Annotated in this window: 12 protein-coding genes; 1 reads left to right on the forward strand and 11 read right to left on the reverse strand. The window is 45.8% G+C overall.

All coding sequences use genetic code 11. The features are described from left to right. Positions 1 to 516: 516 nt before the first annotated feature. The 11 genes from ACT89M_RS24070 to ACT89M_RS24120 form a co-directional block, all read right to left on the reverse strand. Positions 517 to 1,824 (reverse strand): homocysteine synthase, encoded by a 1,308-nt coding sequence (locus ACT89M_RS24070; protein ID WP_154891739.1) that lies wholly within the window; start codon positions 1,822 to 1,824, stop codon positions 517 to 519. A gap of 246 nt (positions 1,825 to 2,070) precedes the next feature. Further along, on the reverse strand, positions 2,071 to 2,919 hold the full coding sequence (locus tag ACT89M_RS24075) for a sugar phosphate isomerase/epimerase family protein (protein WP_253491350.1): 849 nt from the start codon (positions 2,917 to 2,919) through the stop codon (positions 2,071 to 2,073). Between the two features lie 40 nt (positions 2,920 to 2,959). Then, positions 2,960 to 3,712 carry a 2-dehydro-3-deoxy-D-gluconate 5-dehydrogenase KduD gene (gene kduD, locus ACT89M_RS24080; protein ID WP_090924445.1) on the reverse strand — a complete coding sequence of 251 codons (753 nt, stop codon included), beginning with the start codon at positions 3,710 to 3,712 and terminating at the stop codon, positions 2,960 to 2,962. Between the two features lie 80 nt (positions 3,713 to 3,792). Then, positions 3,793 to 4,551 (reverse strand): DeoR/GlpR family DNA-binding transcription regulator, encoded by a 759-nt coding sequence (locus ACT89M_RS24085; protein WP_145334811.1) that lies wholly within the window; start codon positions 4,549 to 4,551, stop codon positions 3,793 to 3,795. A 23-nt stretch (positions 4,552 to 4,574) separates the two neighbouring features. Next, positions 4,575 to 5,414: a 5-dehydro-4-deoxy-D-glucuronate isomerase gene (gene kduI, locus ACT89M_RS24090; RefSeq protein ID WP_090924443.1), complete on the reverse strand. Its 840-nt coding sequence runs from the start codon at positions 5,412 to 5,414 to the stop codon at positions 4,575 to 4,577. Between the two features lie 318 nt (positions 5,415 to 5,732). Beyond that, complete coding sequence (locus ACT89M_RS24095; RefSeq protein WP_487344856.1) at positions 5,733 to 10,463, reverse strand: fibronectin type III domain-containing protein; 4,731 nt, start codon at positions 10,461 to 10,463, stop codon at positions 5,733 to 5,735. A 238-nt stretch (positions 10,464 to 10,701) separates the two neighbouring features. Then, a complete protein-coding gene (gene cyoD / locus ACT89M_RS24100; RefSeq protein ID WP_090924960.1) occupies positions 10,702 to 11,031 on the reverse strand; it encodes a cytochrome o ubiquinol oxidase subunit IV in 330 nt (109 codons plus the stop codon). Next, the gene (gene cyoC / locus ACT89M_RS24105; RefSeq protein WP_090924959.1) at positions 11,032 to 11,652 is read right to left on the reverse strand and encodes a cytochrome o ubiquinol oxidase subunit III; all 621 of its coding nucleotides are present in this window, start codon (positions 11,650 to 11,652) and stop codon (positions 11,032 to 11,034) included. Beyond that, entirely contained in the window at positions 11,653 to 13,623 is a 1,971-nt protein-coding gene (locus tag ACT89M_RS24110; protein WP_090924958.1) for a cbb3-type cytochrome c oxidase subunit I, read from the reverse strand. 21 nt (positions 13,624 to 13,644) lie between these two features. Further along, the gene (cyoA, locus tag ACT89M_RS24115; RefSeq protein ID WP_154891743.1) at positions 13,645 to 14,616 is read right to left on the reverse strand and encodes a ubiquinol oxidase subunit II; all 972 of its coding nucleotides are present in this window, start codon (positions 14,614 to 14,616) and stop codon (positions 13,645 to 13,647) included. 322 nt (positions 14,617 to 14,938) lie between these two features. Beyond that, positions 14,939 to 15,202, reverse strand: coding sequence for a hypothetical protein (locus ACT89M_RS24120; protein WP_090924956.1), 264 nt, complete (start codon positions 15,200 to 15,202; stop codon positions 14,939 to 14,941). A gap of 477 nt (positions 15,203 to 15,679) precedes the next feature. Between ACT89M_RS24120 and ACT89M_RS24125 the strand changes: the two genes are divergently transcribed. After that, complete coding sequence (locus ACT89M_RS24125) at positions 15,680 to 16,009, forward strand: transposase (protein WP_221789174.1); 330 nt, start codon at positions 15,680 to 15,682, stop codon at positions 16,007 to 16,009. The last annotated feature ends 5 nt before the right edge of the window (positions 16,010 to 16,014 follow it).

Below are 16,014 nucleotides of genomic sequence, written 5' to 3' on the forward strand. Positions count from 1 at the left end.
GAGATGATTTGGCATTTTCATAGATCTGTAATCCAGTGAGAATGATAATCATTTTTGCGCTTATGCAATTATGTTTACTCAATACAACTTTAGCTCAATTATATGCCTATGCTGTTGATTTGTAAATGGGTGTTTCAGGCTAACGATCATGAGAAACCTTATTTCATCGAAAAAGCATCATTTTTAATGCTAACGATCACTAGGAACGCTATTCATTGCATTTAGCCCATTTCTCGCCCCTAAATGCTGAAAAATGAATAAATAACATCTCTGCTAATCGTTAGATTTTAAATCTCGGTAAAAAAGGCAAATAAACTCCGTGGAGATCGTTAGCGCTAGCTCCTCATTCTCCTCGTTCCAATGACCTAAAGATAAAGGCATACTCGTTCGTTATGTACCTACCATAAAGCTTTTGCCACAAAGAACTCTCCATACAAAAAGGCCAAAGCCCGCTGAACGTGGCTTTGACCTTTCAAGTACGACATACTTTGATACACCTACAATTGTAACTTACTTTTACGCGCCTACACTTGCACCTTGGCTCGCTTTAATCGCCTGCTCCAGATCATAAATGATATCCTGAATGTTCTCCGTACCAATGGACAGACGAATCAATTCCGGATTTACGCCAGCTGCTGTTTGTTCTTCTTCCGTCAATTGAGCATGGGTTGTGCTTGCCGGATGGATGATCAATGACTTGGAGTCACCTACGTTAGCAAGGTGGGAGAACAGTTTCACGCTTTCGATCAATTTACGCCCTGCCTCTACACCGCCTTTAATGCCAAACGTCAGGATGGCACCTTGCCCTCTTGGCAGATATTTCTGTGCAAGTTCATAAGATGGATGACTTGGCAGACCTGCATAGCTCACCCACAGGACATCCTCATGTTTCTCCAGATACTCTGCAACTGCCAGCGCATTGCTACTATGACGTTCCACGCGAAGATGCAACGTCTCCAAACCTTGTACCAACAGCCAGGAGTTAAATGGTGAAATGGACGCTCCCAAGTCACGTAACAACTGTACACGTGCTTTAATAATATAAGCAATCGGGCCAACCGCTTCTGTGTATACAACCCCGTTATAACTTGGGTCCGGTTCAGTCAATCCTGGGAATTTCCCGCTTGCTTTCCAGTCGAATTTACCACTGTCCACGATGACACCACCGATGGATGTACCATGCCCACCAATGAACTTGGTTGCCGAGTGAACGACAATGTCCGCTCCATGTTCAATTGGACGAAGCAAATACGGGCTTGGGAACGTATTATCCACGATCAAAGGAATGCCATGTTCATGGGCAATTGCTGCCACGGCTTCAATATCAAGTACATTCCCCTTCGGGTTACCAATCGTTTCAGCGTACAATGCTTTTGTTTTCTCCGTAATCGCCGCTCGGAAGTTCTCCGGATCACTGGAATCTACAAATTTCACATCAAGGCCCAATTTCGGCAACGTTGTAGAGAAGAGGTTATACGTACCGCCATACAGACTTGCCGAGGACACGATCTCGTCTCCAGCACCGGCAATGTTCAGCAAAGAGAACGTAATAGCTGCCTGACCCGAAGCCGTAGCCAATGCGCCTGCTCCACCTTCCAGAGCAGCAATCCGCTGTTCAAATACATCCGTTGTTGGATTCATCAGACGCGTATAGATGTTGCCAAACTCTTTCAAACCAAACAGATTAGCAGCATGCTCCGTATCACGGAATCCATAAGATGTTGTCTGATACAAAGGCACAGCTCTAGATTGGGTTGTTGGATCAATCTCTTGACCTGCATGAATAGCTAATGTTTCAAATGAAAGCTCACGTTCGTTTGACATAATACTGAATCCTCCCTTGATATATGCACTCTGGTGCATCCTGATCTCAATTGCTGGCTTCTTGATGTCTCATCATGGCGGCTTATGTTTTCCATATTCTCTCACAAGATGTCGGTTTTGAAAAGAGTTATTTCCGATCTTTCCGATAAGAAATGTTAATATGTAAAATATGATCCTGCTGTACTAAAAAAACCTTTGCCATGGCAAAGGTTTTTCAGTTCATTCATCGTTAGAACTTCTTCTACCTCATCTTACCTTCACAGCGTCCCATACCGCTCGCAGATGCTTGGCAGCAGGCACAGCCTCTTCTGCATTCACACCTTCCAGCGAGATATCAATGTGTGGTTTATACGTCTTGAGCAATTCGAAGAACAACGGATAATCCAGAATGCCCCCACCAGGGACAGGATTATACTTCTCACCCTGTGCATTGAAAGCTACATCTTTCGCATGAATCACGATCATCTTCTCATACAGCTTCTCCATTACTTCACGCAGAAAAGCTCCTTGATCTGCTGTATGATGCTGTTTAATCAGATTGCACGGATCAAACAACATGCCCAGATTGGATGACGGAATCTCTTCAAACAACCGGGTCATATGTTCATGGGTATGAAGCGTATGGGTCGCCACGGGTTCAATGGCAGCATGTACACCCCATTTTTCAGCTTCCTCCGTGATTTCCTCCAGCGTATCTTTCAGAACACTCCATGACTTTTCATCATATGTGTCTGGATGAGAATCCTTATAAGTCGTTCGTTCTCCTGTTTCTGTTGCCACCATACTGCACCCAAAATCCCGGGCATAACGCAGATGTTCCTTGAACCGGTTAATGTCTGCTCGACGGCTTACAGGATCAGGATCAATCGGGTTGATGTAACAGCCTAGAACGGCAATTTTCACCCCGCGGCTAGCAAATTGTTCTCCTACCTCATTAGCGAATCCAGGACTCAATTTGCCGTTCGCTGAATCCATGTCCGACAATGCTTTGGCAAGAGCCAGTTGCACGGAGTTAAATCCGTTGTCCGCAATGATTTGCGCCAGCTCAGCTGTAGGCCGTTTACCAAACGTATGGGCCAGAACACCAAGTTTCATCTCATTGCCTCCTTCTGCAAAACAGATCTTGGATGATGGATTAACGCGCCATCCATCCGCCATCCACATTAAGTACGTGACCATTCAAATAATCCGATGCAGCAGAAGCCAGGAACACCACTGGACCTTTCAAGTCCTCAGGTGTTCCCCAGCGACCTGCTGGAATACGTGCTGTGATATCGCGGTAACGGTTCTCGTCCGCACGAATTTGAGTTGTATTATCCGTTTCCATGTAACCTGGAGCGATACCATTAATCTGAATGCCTTTGCCAGCCCATTCATTAGCCAGGGCTTTCGTCAACCCGGCAACGCCGTGTTTACTAGCCGTGTATCCTGGAACATTAATGCCACCTTGGTAGGAAAGCATCGATGCAATGTTAATGATTTTGCCGCTTCCACGTTCAATCATATGTCTCCCCGCCAGCTGGCTCAGGAAAAATACACTGTTCAGGTTCAACGCGATGACATCATGCCAATCCTGATGTGCGTGATCCGCTGCCGGAGTACGGCGAATAATGCCGGCATTGTTGACGAGAATATCAATTCTGCCTTGGAAAGCGAGCGCTTTTTCAAACACAGCTGACAGTTCTTCTTCTTTGCTTAGATCAGCTTCGATGATATATGCTTTACGTCCCAGTGCTTCAATTGCACTTGCCGTCTCCGCCGGTTTGGAGTAAGATACCAGCACCACATCTGCCCCCGCTTCAGCGAGGCCAACTGCCATCCCTTGCCCGAGTCCTCCTGAAGTACCTGTCACCATTGCAACTTGTCCGCTTAAATCAAATGGGTTCATGAACATTTCCTCCACATGTCTTTGATATGCAAATTACAACTGTATCGTTCGTTATTTCATTCCGTTAAAAATACATGAAGTTAACTTGTGTAATCCACGTTGACACCACTCTGCCTGTATAAAGCCGCTGTCTCTTCGTCCAGATTCCGGTCACTGATAATATAATCCAGTTCAGAGCACTGTGCGAAGGTACGGAGTGCGAATTGCCCGAATTTGTAATGATCCACTACGCCAAATACCTGCTGTGCAGCAGCAATCATTGCTTTCTTCAGAGGAACCAGATCGCCTGTATAGATGGACAAGCCAAATTCAGGATGAAGCGCCGTTGTTGAAATGAAGGCTTTGTGAATGTTCAGACCGGAAATAAATGCCGCCGTATCTTCACCCACCAGCATATTACGCACACGCGCTCCACCAGGAACGACCAGTCGCACCTGTTCCTTTTTCGTCAGCTCTGCAATGATGTACAAATCACTTGTGATCACCGTCAGCGGCTGGTTATCGAGCCGCTTGGCCATCTCTAGCGTGGTGCTGCCACCATCCAGTGCTACAATATCCCCAGGCTTAATATAAGCAAGTGCTCGTTCGGCAATCTCGGTTTTCTCGGACTGGTGTTTCTCCAGTGCCCCGCGGCTGTTCAGAATCCCATATTGGTCATTCTGAGCCAGCATAGCTCCGCCGTGTACACGCACGAGCAATCCCATACTCTCCAGCTTATCGAGATCCTCTCGCACCGTTTTGCCAGTCACCTGCAACAGTTCGCTCAGGTCACTAACCGTGACCTCCTGGCGTTCTAGCAGAGCCTCCATGATCTTTTCATGTCGTTTCAATGGATTCATCTAATCAACTTCCTATTTCTTTCTTATTTCAGATCCTTCATCGCTACGCCGTCCATGTCTTCGAACGTTTGGTTTTCTCCAGCCATTGCCCAGCAAAAAGTGTAATTGCTTGTGCCCACACCGCTGTGAATAGACCAGCTTGGAGAGATGATCGCCTGACGATCACGTACAACGAGATGACGCGTTTCCGTTGGCTCGCCCATCATATGGAATACAACGCCATCTTCAGGCAGGTTCCAGTACAGGTACACTTCGGAGCGGCGGTTATGCGTATGTGCCGGCATCGTGTTCCACATGTTACCTTTGTTCAACTCTGTGATACCCATAACGAGCTGACAGCTCTTGATCCCGCCCTCACCTTGGTGAATGTAACGGTAGATAGTACGTTCGTTGGAGGTTTCGATGCTGCCGAGGTGGTTCGGCTGTGCTTGCTCTTGAGTTGCTTTTACCGTTGGATAGGTATGGTGAGCCGGTGTAGAAACAAAGTAGAACTGAGCCGCCTGCTCTGTGCCATTGCTCTTGAATACCACTTCCTTAACGCCCTTACCGATGTAGAGGCATTCTTTGGCTCCAATCTCATACACTTCTCCGTCCGCTGTTACTGTACCTTGTCCACCCACGTTGATGATACCGATTTCACGGCGCTCCAGGAAGAAGTCTGTTCCGATATCTTTCAGGTTTACTTCAAGAGTGATGTCCTTGCTTTGTGTAACCGCTGTTCCGACAATGTAACGATCCACATGGGAGTACACAGTCACCAGTTCGTCTTTGGCAAACAATTGCTCCATAAGGAATTCCTCACGCAAACGAGCTGTATCATACGTTTTTACTTCATTCGGGTGTGCTGCATAACGGTTTTCCATTTGTAATCCATTCCTTTCGTCATGTGAATTAAGTTTAGAGTTGAACTCATTGTTGCTTTGTGGCATTCAATGAAGTTCACTATGTTTATTAAAGTTCATATGAGTTCATTTTAGTTCATTTCCTATCATTTGTGTACCCTTATTTTTATGATTCAACCAAATCACTGAATTGTGTTGGCTATTTCTAGTAAAACTTGTGACTCCAGTAACAATAAAACTCACTACGAAAAAAAGATGATTTCTGCAAGATGCAGAGATCACCCTTTTTTAGTCAACTCTCTTTTTTTAGATCACTTGATGAATAGAACTGTATTTACATTAGATCAATTCGGACTTTTGAAGAAGCTTCCGGATAATCGTGGCTACCTCAGCTCTTGTAATATAAGCCTTAGGTACAAGTGCTGTGGCACTTCTGCCAGATATGATGCCTGCTTGAACACTTTCCATAACGCTACTTTGTGCCCACTGAGAGACACTAGCCGCATCTTGGAATGAATGAAGTATTCCATCTGTCGATTGTACAGGCTGCTTTTCCTTCAATCTGGTCAGAGTCATTGCCTTGGAAAGGATCACCATTGCCTGTTCACGTGTAATCTTATCCATCGGACGGAAGGTACCATCTGGATAGCCATCAAGCAATTCGTATGCATAAGCCGTACTAATTACACTGCTGTACCAATCGGAAGACTTAACGTCCGAGAAAAGCGTAGTCTCGTTCTCAAGTTTAAGCCCCAGTCCTCGAACAACGCTGGCTGCGAATTCGGCGCGTGTAATATCTTGGTCGGGATTGAACTGTTCATTGCCGATACCGTTGACAATCATTCGGGAACCCATATCGTTCACAGCTTCTTTAGCCCAGTGCTTTGCAACATCACTGAATTCTAGTGGGTGCCAGACAACGCTATAAGTGCTGTTTGTTAAACTGTTGATCTGAGCGTAATACATTCCCTCCTTGAAAATCACTTTGGTTGGTACATGCCTTACCGATCCATCCGGCTCTATCACCAAGCCTGTTGTGATCTTATTCGGATCAATACCGTTCGGAAGAGCAACGCTTCTTTCAACATATGCGTTAAATTTTGATACGTCAATGGTCGTACTTCCATATGTTGCGCTAATCTTGAAATCCGTCGGTGGAGCAACGAGCGTGAGCCCAATCTTCCCTGCCGCTTGGTCTACCACTTGCATCATATCCGTTATTGGAGCGGCAATTTCAATGCGAACTTTGATGTCTTGCAGGTTCAACTCTTTACCCAATTGGGCGGATAGGGCATTAATATTTATTTGTTGAGCTGGCAAGGTATATGTTGCTCGGGCTGTTCTAATCTCCAATGTTGCACTATAGTTTTCCAGATTTTTAATCATCTGACCGTTCAATTCACCAATCACAATATCCGATTTCGTATTAACCGGTAAAGTCACTACGGCTCCTGAACCTTCCGATGCAAGCTTGTTGTCCAGCTTGTTCTGGTCGACGGATATCGTGGTCACGCTTTGATTGTTGCGTTGCGATGTCGTGGCTGTACCCGCACTCTCCACTTTCCCGTTAACAAGAATGTCTACTCCAGTAGTGCCGCTTGAAGGAGCGATGCTACCAGAACTGCTATTTATCGAACTAGTCGGCGAACTTGGTACGTTAGGGTTGTTAGGCACGTTCGGTGCATTATCCGTCGTGATGTTCGAGACAACGTTCGATGTACCGGCATTCGCGCCGCCAGCGACTACGAGGCGGAAATTATATGACGTTGCCGGGTTCAATCCTGTTACGGTTGCACTTGTGGCATTGGACGCAAGGGCTCCGCTTGTAGAGGCCGTTGTCCACGTGTTCGTGCCCGCTGGCGATTGTTCGATCACCAGCCCTGTTGCTCCGCTCGCTGCTGTCCAGCTAAAGCTTGCACTTGTACTCGTCTTCGCCGTATTCGCAAAGTCGGTGAGTGGCACGCTCGGTGCATTATCTGTCGTGATGTTCGAGACCACATTCGATGTGCCTGCATTCATACCGCCAGTGACCACAAGTCGGAAATCATACGATGTGGCTGGGTTCAACCCTGTTACCGTGGCACTTGTGGCGTTGGTCGCAAGGGCTCCGCTTGTAAACGCTGTAGTCCATATATTCGCACCAGCAGCTGATTGTTCGATCACGATTCCGGTTGCTCCGCTGGCTTCTGTCCAGCTAAAGCTTGCCGTTGTACTCGTTTTCGCCGTACTCGCAAAGTCCGTGAGCGGCACGCTCGGTGCATTATCCGTCGTCACACTCGAGACAATGTTTGATGTGCCCGCATTCGCACCGCCAGTGACCACGAGTCGGAAGTCATACGATGTGGCCGGGTTTAATCCTATTACCGCGCCACTTGTGGCATTGGCCGCAAGGGCCCCGCTTGTGGACGATGTTGTCCATGTGTTCGCACCTGCTGGCGATTGTTCGATCACGATTCCGGTTGCTCCGCTGGCTGCTGTCCAGCTAAAACTTGCGCTTGTACTCGTTTTCGCCGTATTGGAGAAGTCCGTGAGCGGCACGCTCGATGCATTGTCCGTCGTGATGTTCGAAACCACGTTCGATGTGCCAGCGTTCGTACCACCAGTGACCACGAGTCGGAAGTCATACGATGTGGCCGGGTTTAATCCTATTACCGTGCCACTTGTGGCATTGGTCGCAAGGGCTCCGCTTGTAGACGTTGTAGTCCACGTGTTCGCACCTGCTGGGGATTGTTCAATCACAATTCCGGTTGCTCCGCTGGCTGCTGTCCAGCTAAAACTTGCACTTGTACTCGTCTTCGCCGTATTCGCAAAGTCGGTGAGTGGCATGCTCGGTGCATTATCTGTCGTGATGTTCGAAACCACGTTCGATGTGCCAGCGTTCGTACCACCAGTGACCACAAGACGGAAGTCATACGATGTAGCCGGGTTCAATCCTGTTACCGTGCCACTTGTGGCATTGGCCGCAAGGGCTCCGCTTGTGGACGATGTTGTCCACGTATCCGTGCCCGCTGGAGATTGTTCAATCACGATTCCGGTTGCCCCGCTGGCTGCTGTCCAGCTAAAGCTTGCCGTTGTACTTGTCTTCGCCGTATTCGCAAAGTCGATCAGCGGCACGCTTGGTGCATTATCCGTCGTGATGTTCGAAACCACGTTCGATGTACCGGCATTCCCACCACCAGTAACCACAAGTCGGAAGTCATACGATGTTGCCGGGTTCAATCCTGTTACCGTGCCACTTGTGGCGTTGGTCGCAAGGGCTCCACTTGTAGACGCTGTAGTCCATGTATTCGTGCCCGCTGGAGATTGTTCGATCACGATTCCAGTTGCTCCGCTCGCTGCTGTCCAGCTAAAGCTTGCACTTGTACTCGTTTTCGCCGTATTCGCAAAATTAGAAATCGGTGCCATCCTGTTGATACTGATCTTGTAGTACAAGGTTGTATTGTCTGCCGCAACAACTTTGATGTATACATCTGTTCCTGAACCGGATGTAAGGTTTACACTGCCGACATCAGGCGTCATGAAAGTACTGTCTGTTCCATAGAAAGTTACCGTTGCTCCTGCGTCGTGCTTGACGATATCCCCGCCCGATACAGTGGATTCTCCGTTTGCTACAGTGATGCTTGCTGTCTTCGGCGCCACACTTGTTCCCGCTTCCGAACCTGAAGTTAGGGTCTGCCCCAATACACTGGTCAAAGTTGCATCACCACTCAAGCCGGAAGAAGCAAAGAAGTCGGTTTGTTTGCCAGAAACATAACCTGCCTCCATGTTGGTCCCATCAAAATACTGCAGCATCAGGTTTCCGGTTGACGGAACGAACGGATACAGCACGTCCAAATTCTTGCCACGCAGGTTATTTAATTCTGAAATATCTATTAAGCCCTTACTCCACGTATTACTTCCTGCAAACTTTCCGTAATAGTACAACGAAGTAGGAGTAAGATCATTTAAATCGATTGAAGCCGCGATAATAAACATATTATTATTCGCATCAATGACCAATTGACCTAATGGTTGGGCTGTCATCCCAGCTATAACAAAGTCAACGTTATCAATCATCGTTGTTTCCCAGGATCCCCCACTTCCCGTATCGGATACGATTCCGAAACCACCATATCCATAGTCGCTGTAAAGAATATGAATGTGACTCGACGAATCTAGTGCGGCACCATAATAAGAATAATAATTACTATCTCCATTTATTAATTCTCTAGATGATGAATATGGGGAACTGGAAACATATATATTTACACCACTAGTTGCTTCGGTTGTATAAATAACATTGGTATTTCCGTTTTCATCACTTAAAATGCTACGAATAATTCCGGCTTTCGGCAAATTTATTACCGTTTCAGACCATATCGTATTGGCATTCGAACCCGTTTGCACTTTTATTTGATGATTCGGTGAAGCTCCATTTTTATATTTGGTATAGGCAACAGTAATCCCACCTGAAGGTTTTACCTGAAGCTCAAGCGAATTATAATAGTCATGGACTACCGTTACAGGTTGTGCTGGAAGACTCTGTGTCTCGATCCCCGTAAATCCACTTGACCATGAGCTACTGTTCGTATTGTATGTACCATAATATACGCCCTTGGAGTAGGAATACCAACCTCCACTATTAATAGAACCCGTCTTTAAGAAAGCGACGTGCATCATACCAGTTGAATCAATTGCCATTTTTAATTCCATGTAATAATCATTAAGCTGGTCCAGCCCTACAACTGCGTTGATACTCGTTTCTAATGAAAAAGAATTGCTCGCTGAAGTCCATTTATATATTTTAAAATCACGAATCCCCTGTCCACCTTGAACAGTTCCCATTTGAGGATATGCGAGATACATATCCCCATTCGAGGCTTTGGTCACTGCCGATGGTATGCCATTAAATTCAGGATATGAATTGCTTGTAATTCCTGAAGCAGCCGATACAGGAAAAGAATGCAAACTAATGAGAAGTACAATTACCATGAAAGAAGAGAACACCTTATTAAGGTAGCTCTTCGCATTTTTTGTTGGATGGGATAAATGTCTTTGCAGCCCGGTTTCCTCAGCTATGGCCTTTTTCATCGCTATTCTCCTTTTTATTGAACCGTAGATTATGCAAGAGTTATTACAAATCTTATTTTGATCGAGATTACATCACTAATTTTAGAATCCTAAATTTAAAGTTTCACCCCAGCCCCTCCCACAAATCATCCCTATAAAGTCTATATCGGTTTGTAACCATACCGCCATCAGACCTAATTGAAAAAAAAAGAACCTTCCTGTCTGAAAATTCAGACAAGAAGGTTCTCGTTAAAGACTATTAATGTGCAACTGCGTTGTTAAGCATGATCCAGATCGAACCAATAACGATAGTCAACATCATCAGCAATCCGAAAATGAGAGCCATCACGTTCCAGCGAGGTTTCTCTGTTTCACGGATATGCATGAAGAAGAAGAGTTGAACGACAAACTGCAGTGCCGCAGTTCCCAGAATAACAATCATCGTTCCTGTTTTGCCCATCATGTCGTTCAGTACCACTACCAGAGGAATGATGGTCAGAACGATGGACAGTATGAAGCCGATGACATAAGACTTCAAGGAACCATGTTGTTCATGGCCATGAGAATCATGTGCGTTGTGCTGTGCCATCTACATCACCCCCATCAGATAGACGATGGTCAGGAGGAAGATCCATACAACGTCCAAGAAGTGCCAGTACAAGCTGATTACGTTGATTTTACCGCGAGTGACATCGGTAATACCCCGTTTTTTCAGTTGGAACATCAGGCCGATCATCCAAATCAGACCGAGCGATACGTGAAGTCCGTGAGTACCCACGAGGGTAAAGAACGCGCCGGATGCTGCACTTGTTGTGTAGCTGAATCCTTCGTGAACCATCTCAACAAACTCATAAATCTCCAGGGCAAGGAAGCCTGCTCCCAGAACGGCTGTAACGATCAGCCAGTTAATCAATTGTTTTACTTTGCCTTGGTTCATTGCCAGAACCGCAAGTCCGCTCGTGAATGAACTTGTGAGCAACAAGAAGGTTTCAGCAATAACACCAGGCATTTTGATCAGTTCAGACAAAATCGGTCCGCCCGCCGTATTGTCACGCAACACAATGAAGGTTGCGAACAATACGGAGAACAGGATAACGTCGGAAATCAGGAAGAACCAGAATCCGAGAATTTTCATTTCCTGTGGATCATGGTGGCCATGGTCATGACCGTGTGCATGATTCTCACCGTGTTTAGCGGCTGCTTGAGCCATCTATACCGACCCCCTTAACGACGCTTCGGTACGCTTGATTTCATCGACCGGAATGTAATAATCCGTATCGTAAGAGAAGGAACGAGCAATCATGCAGATACCCACGCCAGCGAGTCCGAGGATTGCCATCCACAGCCATCCAAAGACGAAGCCGAAACCAGCTACGAACCAGAAGACAGACATAATGAACGGAATCGAGGAATTTTTCGGCATATGAATTGGCTCATATACAGGCTCAGGCGGATGAATGCCTTTCGCACGACGTTCTTTCTCTTCCCACCACTCATCCACATCATCTCCGCGCGGTGTAACAGCGAAGTTGTATTCTGGTGCTGGTGAAGGAATCGACCACTCGAGCGTACGACCATCCCATGGATCGCCAGAAGCTTTGAGTGTTTTGTATTTGCGAATACCGTCTGCAATTTGTGCAACTTGGAACAAGAATCCAACACCCATCAGGAATGCCCCGATTGTGGATACGAAGTTCAGTTCCCACCAGCCGGTATCCCAGCCGTAAGTGCTCAGACGACGAGTCATACCCATCAGACCGACAGCATACTGCGGCATGAAGCACACGTAGAAACCAATATTCCAAGTCCAGAATGCCCATTTGCCCAGTTTCTCTTCCAATTGGAAACCGAACATTTTTGGCCACCAGTAGTACAGACCTGCGAAGTATCCGAAGACAACGCCACCGATCAATACTTGGTGGAAGTGGGCAATCAGGAAGTAACTGTTGTGGAACTGGAAGTCAGCAGGAGCAACGGATAACAGAACCCCTGTCATACCCCCGACGATAAAGCACGGGATAAAGGCAAGTGTCCACATCATCGGAGTGGCCATGCGTATCCTTCCTTTATACATCGTAAACAGCCAGTTAAATATCTTAACCCCTGTTGGAATGGCAATCAACATCGTCGTAACCGCGAAGAATGCATTAACGTCCGCTCCGGAACCCATCGTGAAGAAGTGATGCGCCCAAGTGAAGAAGGACAGGAAGCTGATGATCAGCATCGCGAATACCATCGATTTGTAACCAAACAGTTTTTTCTTCGAGAATGTACTTACAATCTCGGAGAACACACCAAATGCCGGCAAGACGACAATGTATACCTCAGGGTGACCCCACATCCAGATCAAGTTGATATACATCATTGGGTTGCCGCCCAGATCAAGTGTGAAGAAATGCGCCCCGGCAAACCTGTCGAGGAAGAGCAATGCAAGCGTCACAGTCAAGATCGGGAATGCAAACAAGATAATGATACAAGTGGAGAATACCGACCATGTGAACATCGGCAGTTTCATCCATTTCATGCCTGGCGCACGCATTTTAATGATGGTAACCATAAAGTTGATACCGGTTGCCAGGGAACCGATACCCGATATCTGGATACCCCATATATAGAAGTTCTGTCCTACCCCTGGACTGTGTGACAGCTCCGATAGAGGCGGGTAACTCAGCCATCCTGCATCCGGTGAACCACCGATGACGAAGGACAGGTTGAACAGCATTGCGCCCAGGAAGAATAACCAGAAGCTCAGTGCGTTCAGGAACGGGAATGCAACGTCCCTCGCTCCGATCTGTAACGGCACAATAACGTTAAACAAACCGAACATGAATGGCATCGCCATGAACAGGATCATGATCGTACCATGTGTTGTGAAGACCTGATTATAGTGTTCTGGATGTAAGAAATCCATATTAGGCATAGCCAGCTGCAGACGCATCATCAATGCATCCACACCACCACGGAACAACATGATAATGGAAGCAATGATATACATAATACCGATCTTTTTGTGATCGACAGTAGTTAACCAGTTACGCCAGAGCCAGCCCCATTTTTTGAAATAAGTCAGCACCGTTACGATGGTAATCATCGTAATTCCGATCGCCACGTCTGCTCCATAGATCAGCGGGTCGCCGGTAACGAAAAACTCCGATGCAAACTCCTTTAATCTCTCTAACATTGGGGGCCTCCTTTCAAATCTTTAGTTCGTACTTGTATTTAATTTCGGTACAGACAAGGATTTATCTCCAGCAGCAGACTCGTTCGAGCTTGAACCTTCATGCTTGCTGTGAGCACTTTTACCGTCAACAACATATTTAGTTACGATTTTCTGGAACAGTCCTTCAGGGAATGCAGAATAATACGCAACATTGCTTGTTCCTGGCTTAGCCAGTGTGTCATACGTTTCTTGAGTCATTGGCTGGGATTGTTGCTTCACTTCAGCTACCCATTTATCGAATTCTTCATCCGACGTTGCATTAACATCAAAACGCATCTCTCCGAAGTGTTCACCAGTGAAGTTGGCTCCTGAACCCCAATATTGACCTTCATGGTCAGCTTGCAGGTACAAGGTCATTGCCATTCCTGACATCGTGTAAATCTGTCCACCCAGTTGCGGAATCCAGAACGAGTTCATCGGTGAATCCGCAGTGAGCTCAAATTTCACAGGCCGGTCTGCAGGAATATTCAGTGTGTTAACTGTTGCAATGCCCTGCTCAGGATAGAGGAACAACCATTTCCAATCCAGTGAAGATACCTGAATCGTGATGGGCTCTTTCTCATGTGCCAGTGGTTTGGAAGGCTCCAAATCATAGGTGTAGCGCACAGTAACGATGGCCAAAAGTCCGATGATAACAATCGGAATTGTCCACCAGATGACTTCAGCCTTTGTACTATGAGCCCAGTTTGGCTTGTACTCATTTTTGTTTTCTGGTTTGTCGCGGTAACGCCAAACGATTACAGCGGACATAATCAACACAGGGACGATGACAACAGCACACAAAAGAGTTGAAATAATAATCAAATCTTTCTGTGCGGCGCCAATAGGCCCCTTCGGATCCAGAACAACATACTGCCCGCCTGCCAGCATTGGCCAGACAATCAACGCAATTGTAACCAACGTCAGGACAACCGGAATAATAATCCGGATAAGCGACCTAGGTTTCTTGTTCATTTTGATCCCCTCTCCTTAAATATTCGCTAATACTAAAAAATCAGTATACTACTCTCTTCCTACTAAAGATATCAGAAACGAACGACTTTTTTGTTCATGTTAACAAATTTGTCGATTTTACACCCCAAATGTGTGAATTTTTTCTCACAAATCGCTTGATCGGTTGATATTTGTACATTGTAATCTTTACACTCCAGGTCACAAAATAAAACCCTTTGCAGTCCCGTTGAACGATTGTCAACGTATCCGCAAAGGGCTTTATTGACTGGATTTCCGAGGAATACTCCAGTCTTATTATGGACGATATTACGCAAGATTATAATTAATCTGCACCTTCATCTTCATGCCGTGTATGAACCAGACCAATCGATTTAGCAATGACGTAGATAAATACGCTACCTACAAGAAAGCCAATGCCGACCATTAATCCTAAATTGCGATCATTAAAATCATTCAAGTTGATGAGGCACAGTACCACTCCAGTGATGAGCGCAACCCATGCCAGAACTGTCATCGTTAAAACTGCGCGACGCATATTTTTATCTTTACGCTCTAATTGGCTGACCATTGCTGTTTTAGATGCCATAGTAAACACTTCCTTTTCCCTTTTTGTAAGTGCTTTCCTAATACCAATATACCACATCAGTATGAATTTTAGTCAAGAAATGTTCAAATTTATTTCTCATTTTGGACACTTTATTTCTTTCAATTGTATTGACAAAGTTATTATCACCATCTCTATACTTCTTATAACCCAAAAACAATCCATTTATAACAGAAACTTAGTTAACCTTATGAACAGTTTAGTAAATTCCGATTTCACTTGTGACAACAGAGATGCTTAACGATTATCTGGCTCTGTTCTTTTAGTTAAACGAAGAGGAAGTTAGATTGGGAATGCTAAGATGCTGAGACGGCTCGATTTTCTAACGATCACCAGAGACGCTATTTAGGGTATATCACACCTTTTTATTTTCTAACGATCACAGGCTTTAAAGCCCCCTAATCCAATTGGACACTCAAAGCTACCTCAGATACACTAAATGAAATGAGGAGAGTGTTCATGAAAAGACGATTTAGATGCCCAGTTGAGGCGAAAAAGGAGTATGTCGTAGAGGTGCTTTCTGGCCTCCGGACAGAGGTCGTGGCACGAAAGTACGGCATGTCTCCTAAAACGCTGACGACTTGGGTTCGTCAATACGAAGATGAGGTGGGGGAACTGGTGGCTAAAAAACAAAAAGAAACACAACAAATACAGCAAGATGCAGCCAACTATCAAGAATTACAGGAGAAATACAATGAAGCTTTGAAACTTCTTGGCGCAAAAGAATTAGAAAACCAGATTCTTAAGGATCTCGTTAAAAAAAAGTATCCCGACTACAAACCGCGATAGGTTGG

It is taken from the genome of Paenibacillus sp. NN59, from assembly GCF_057597225.1.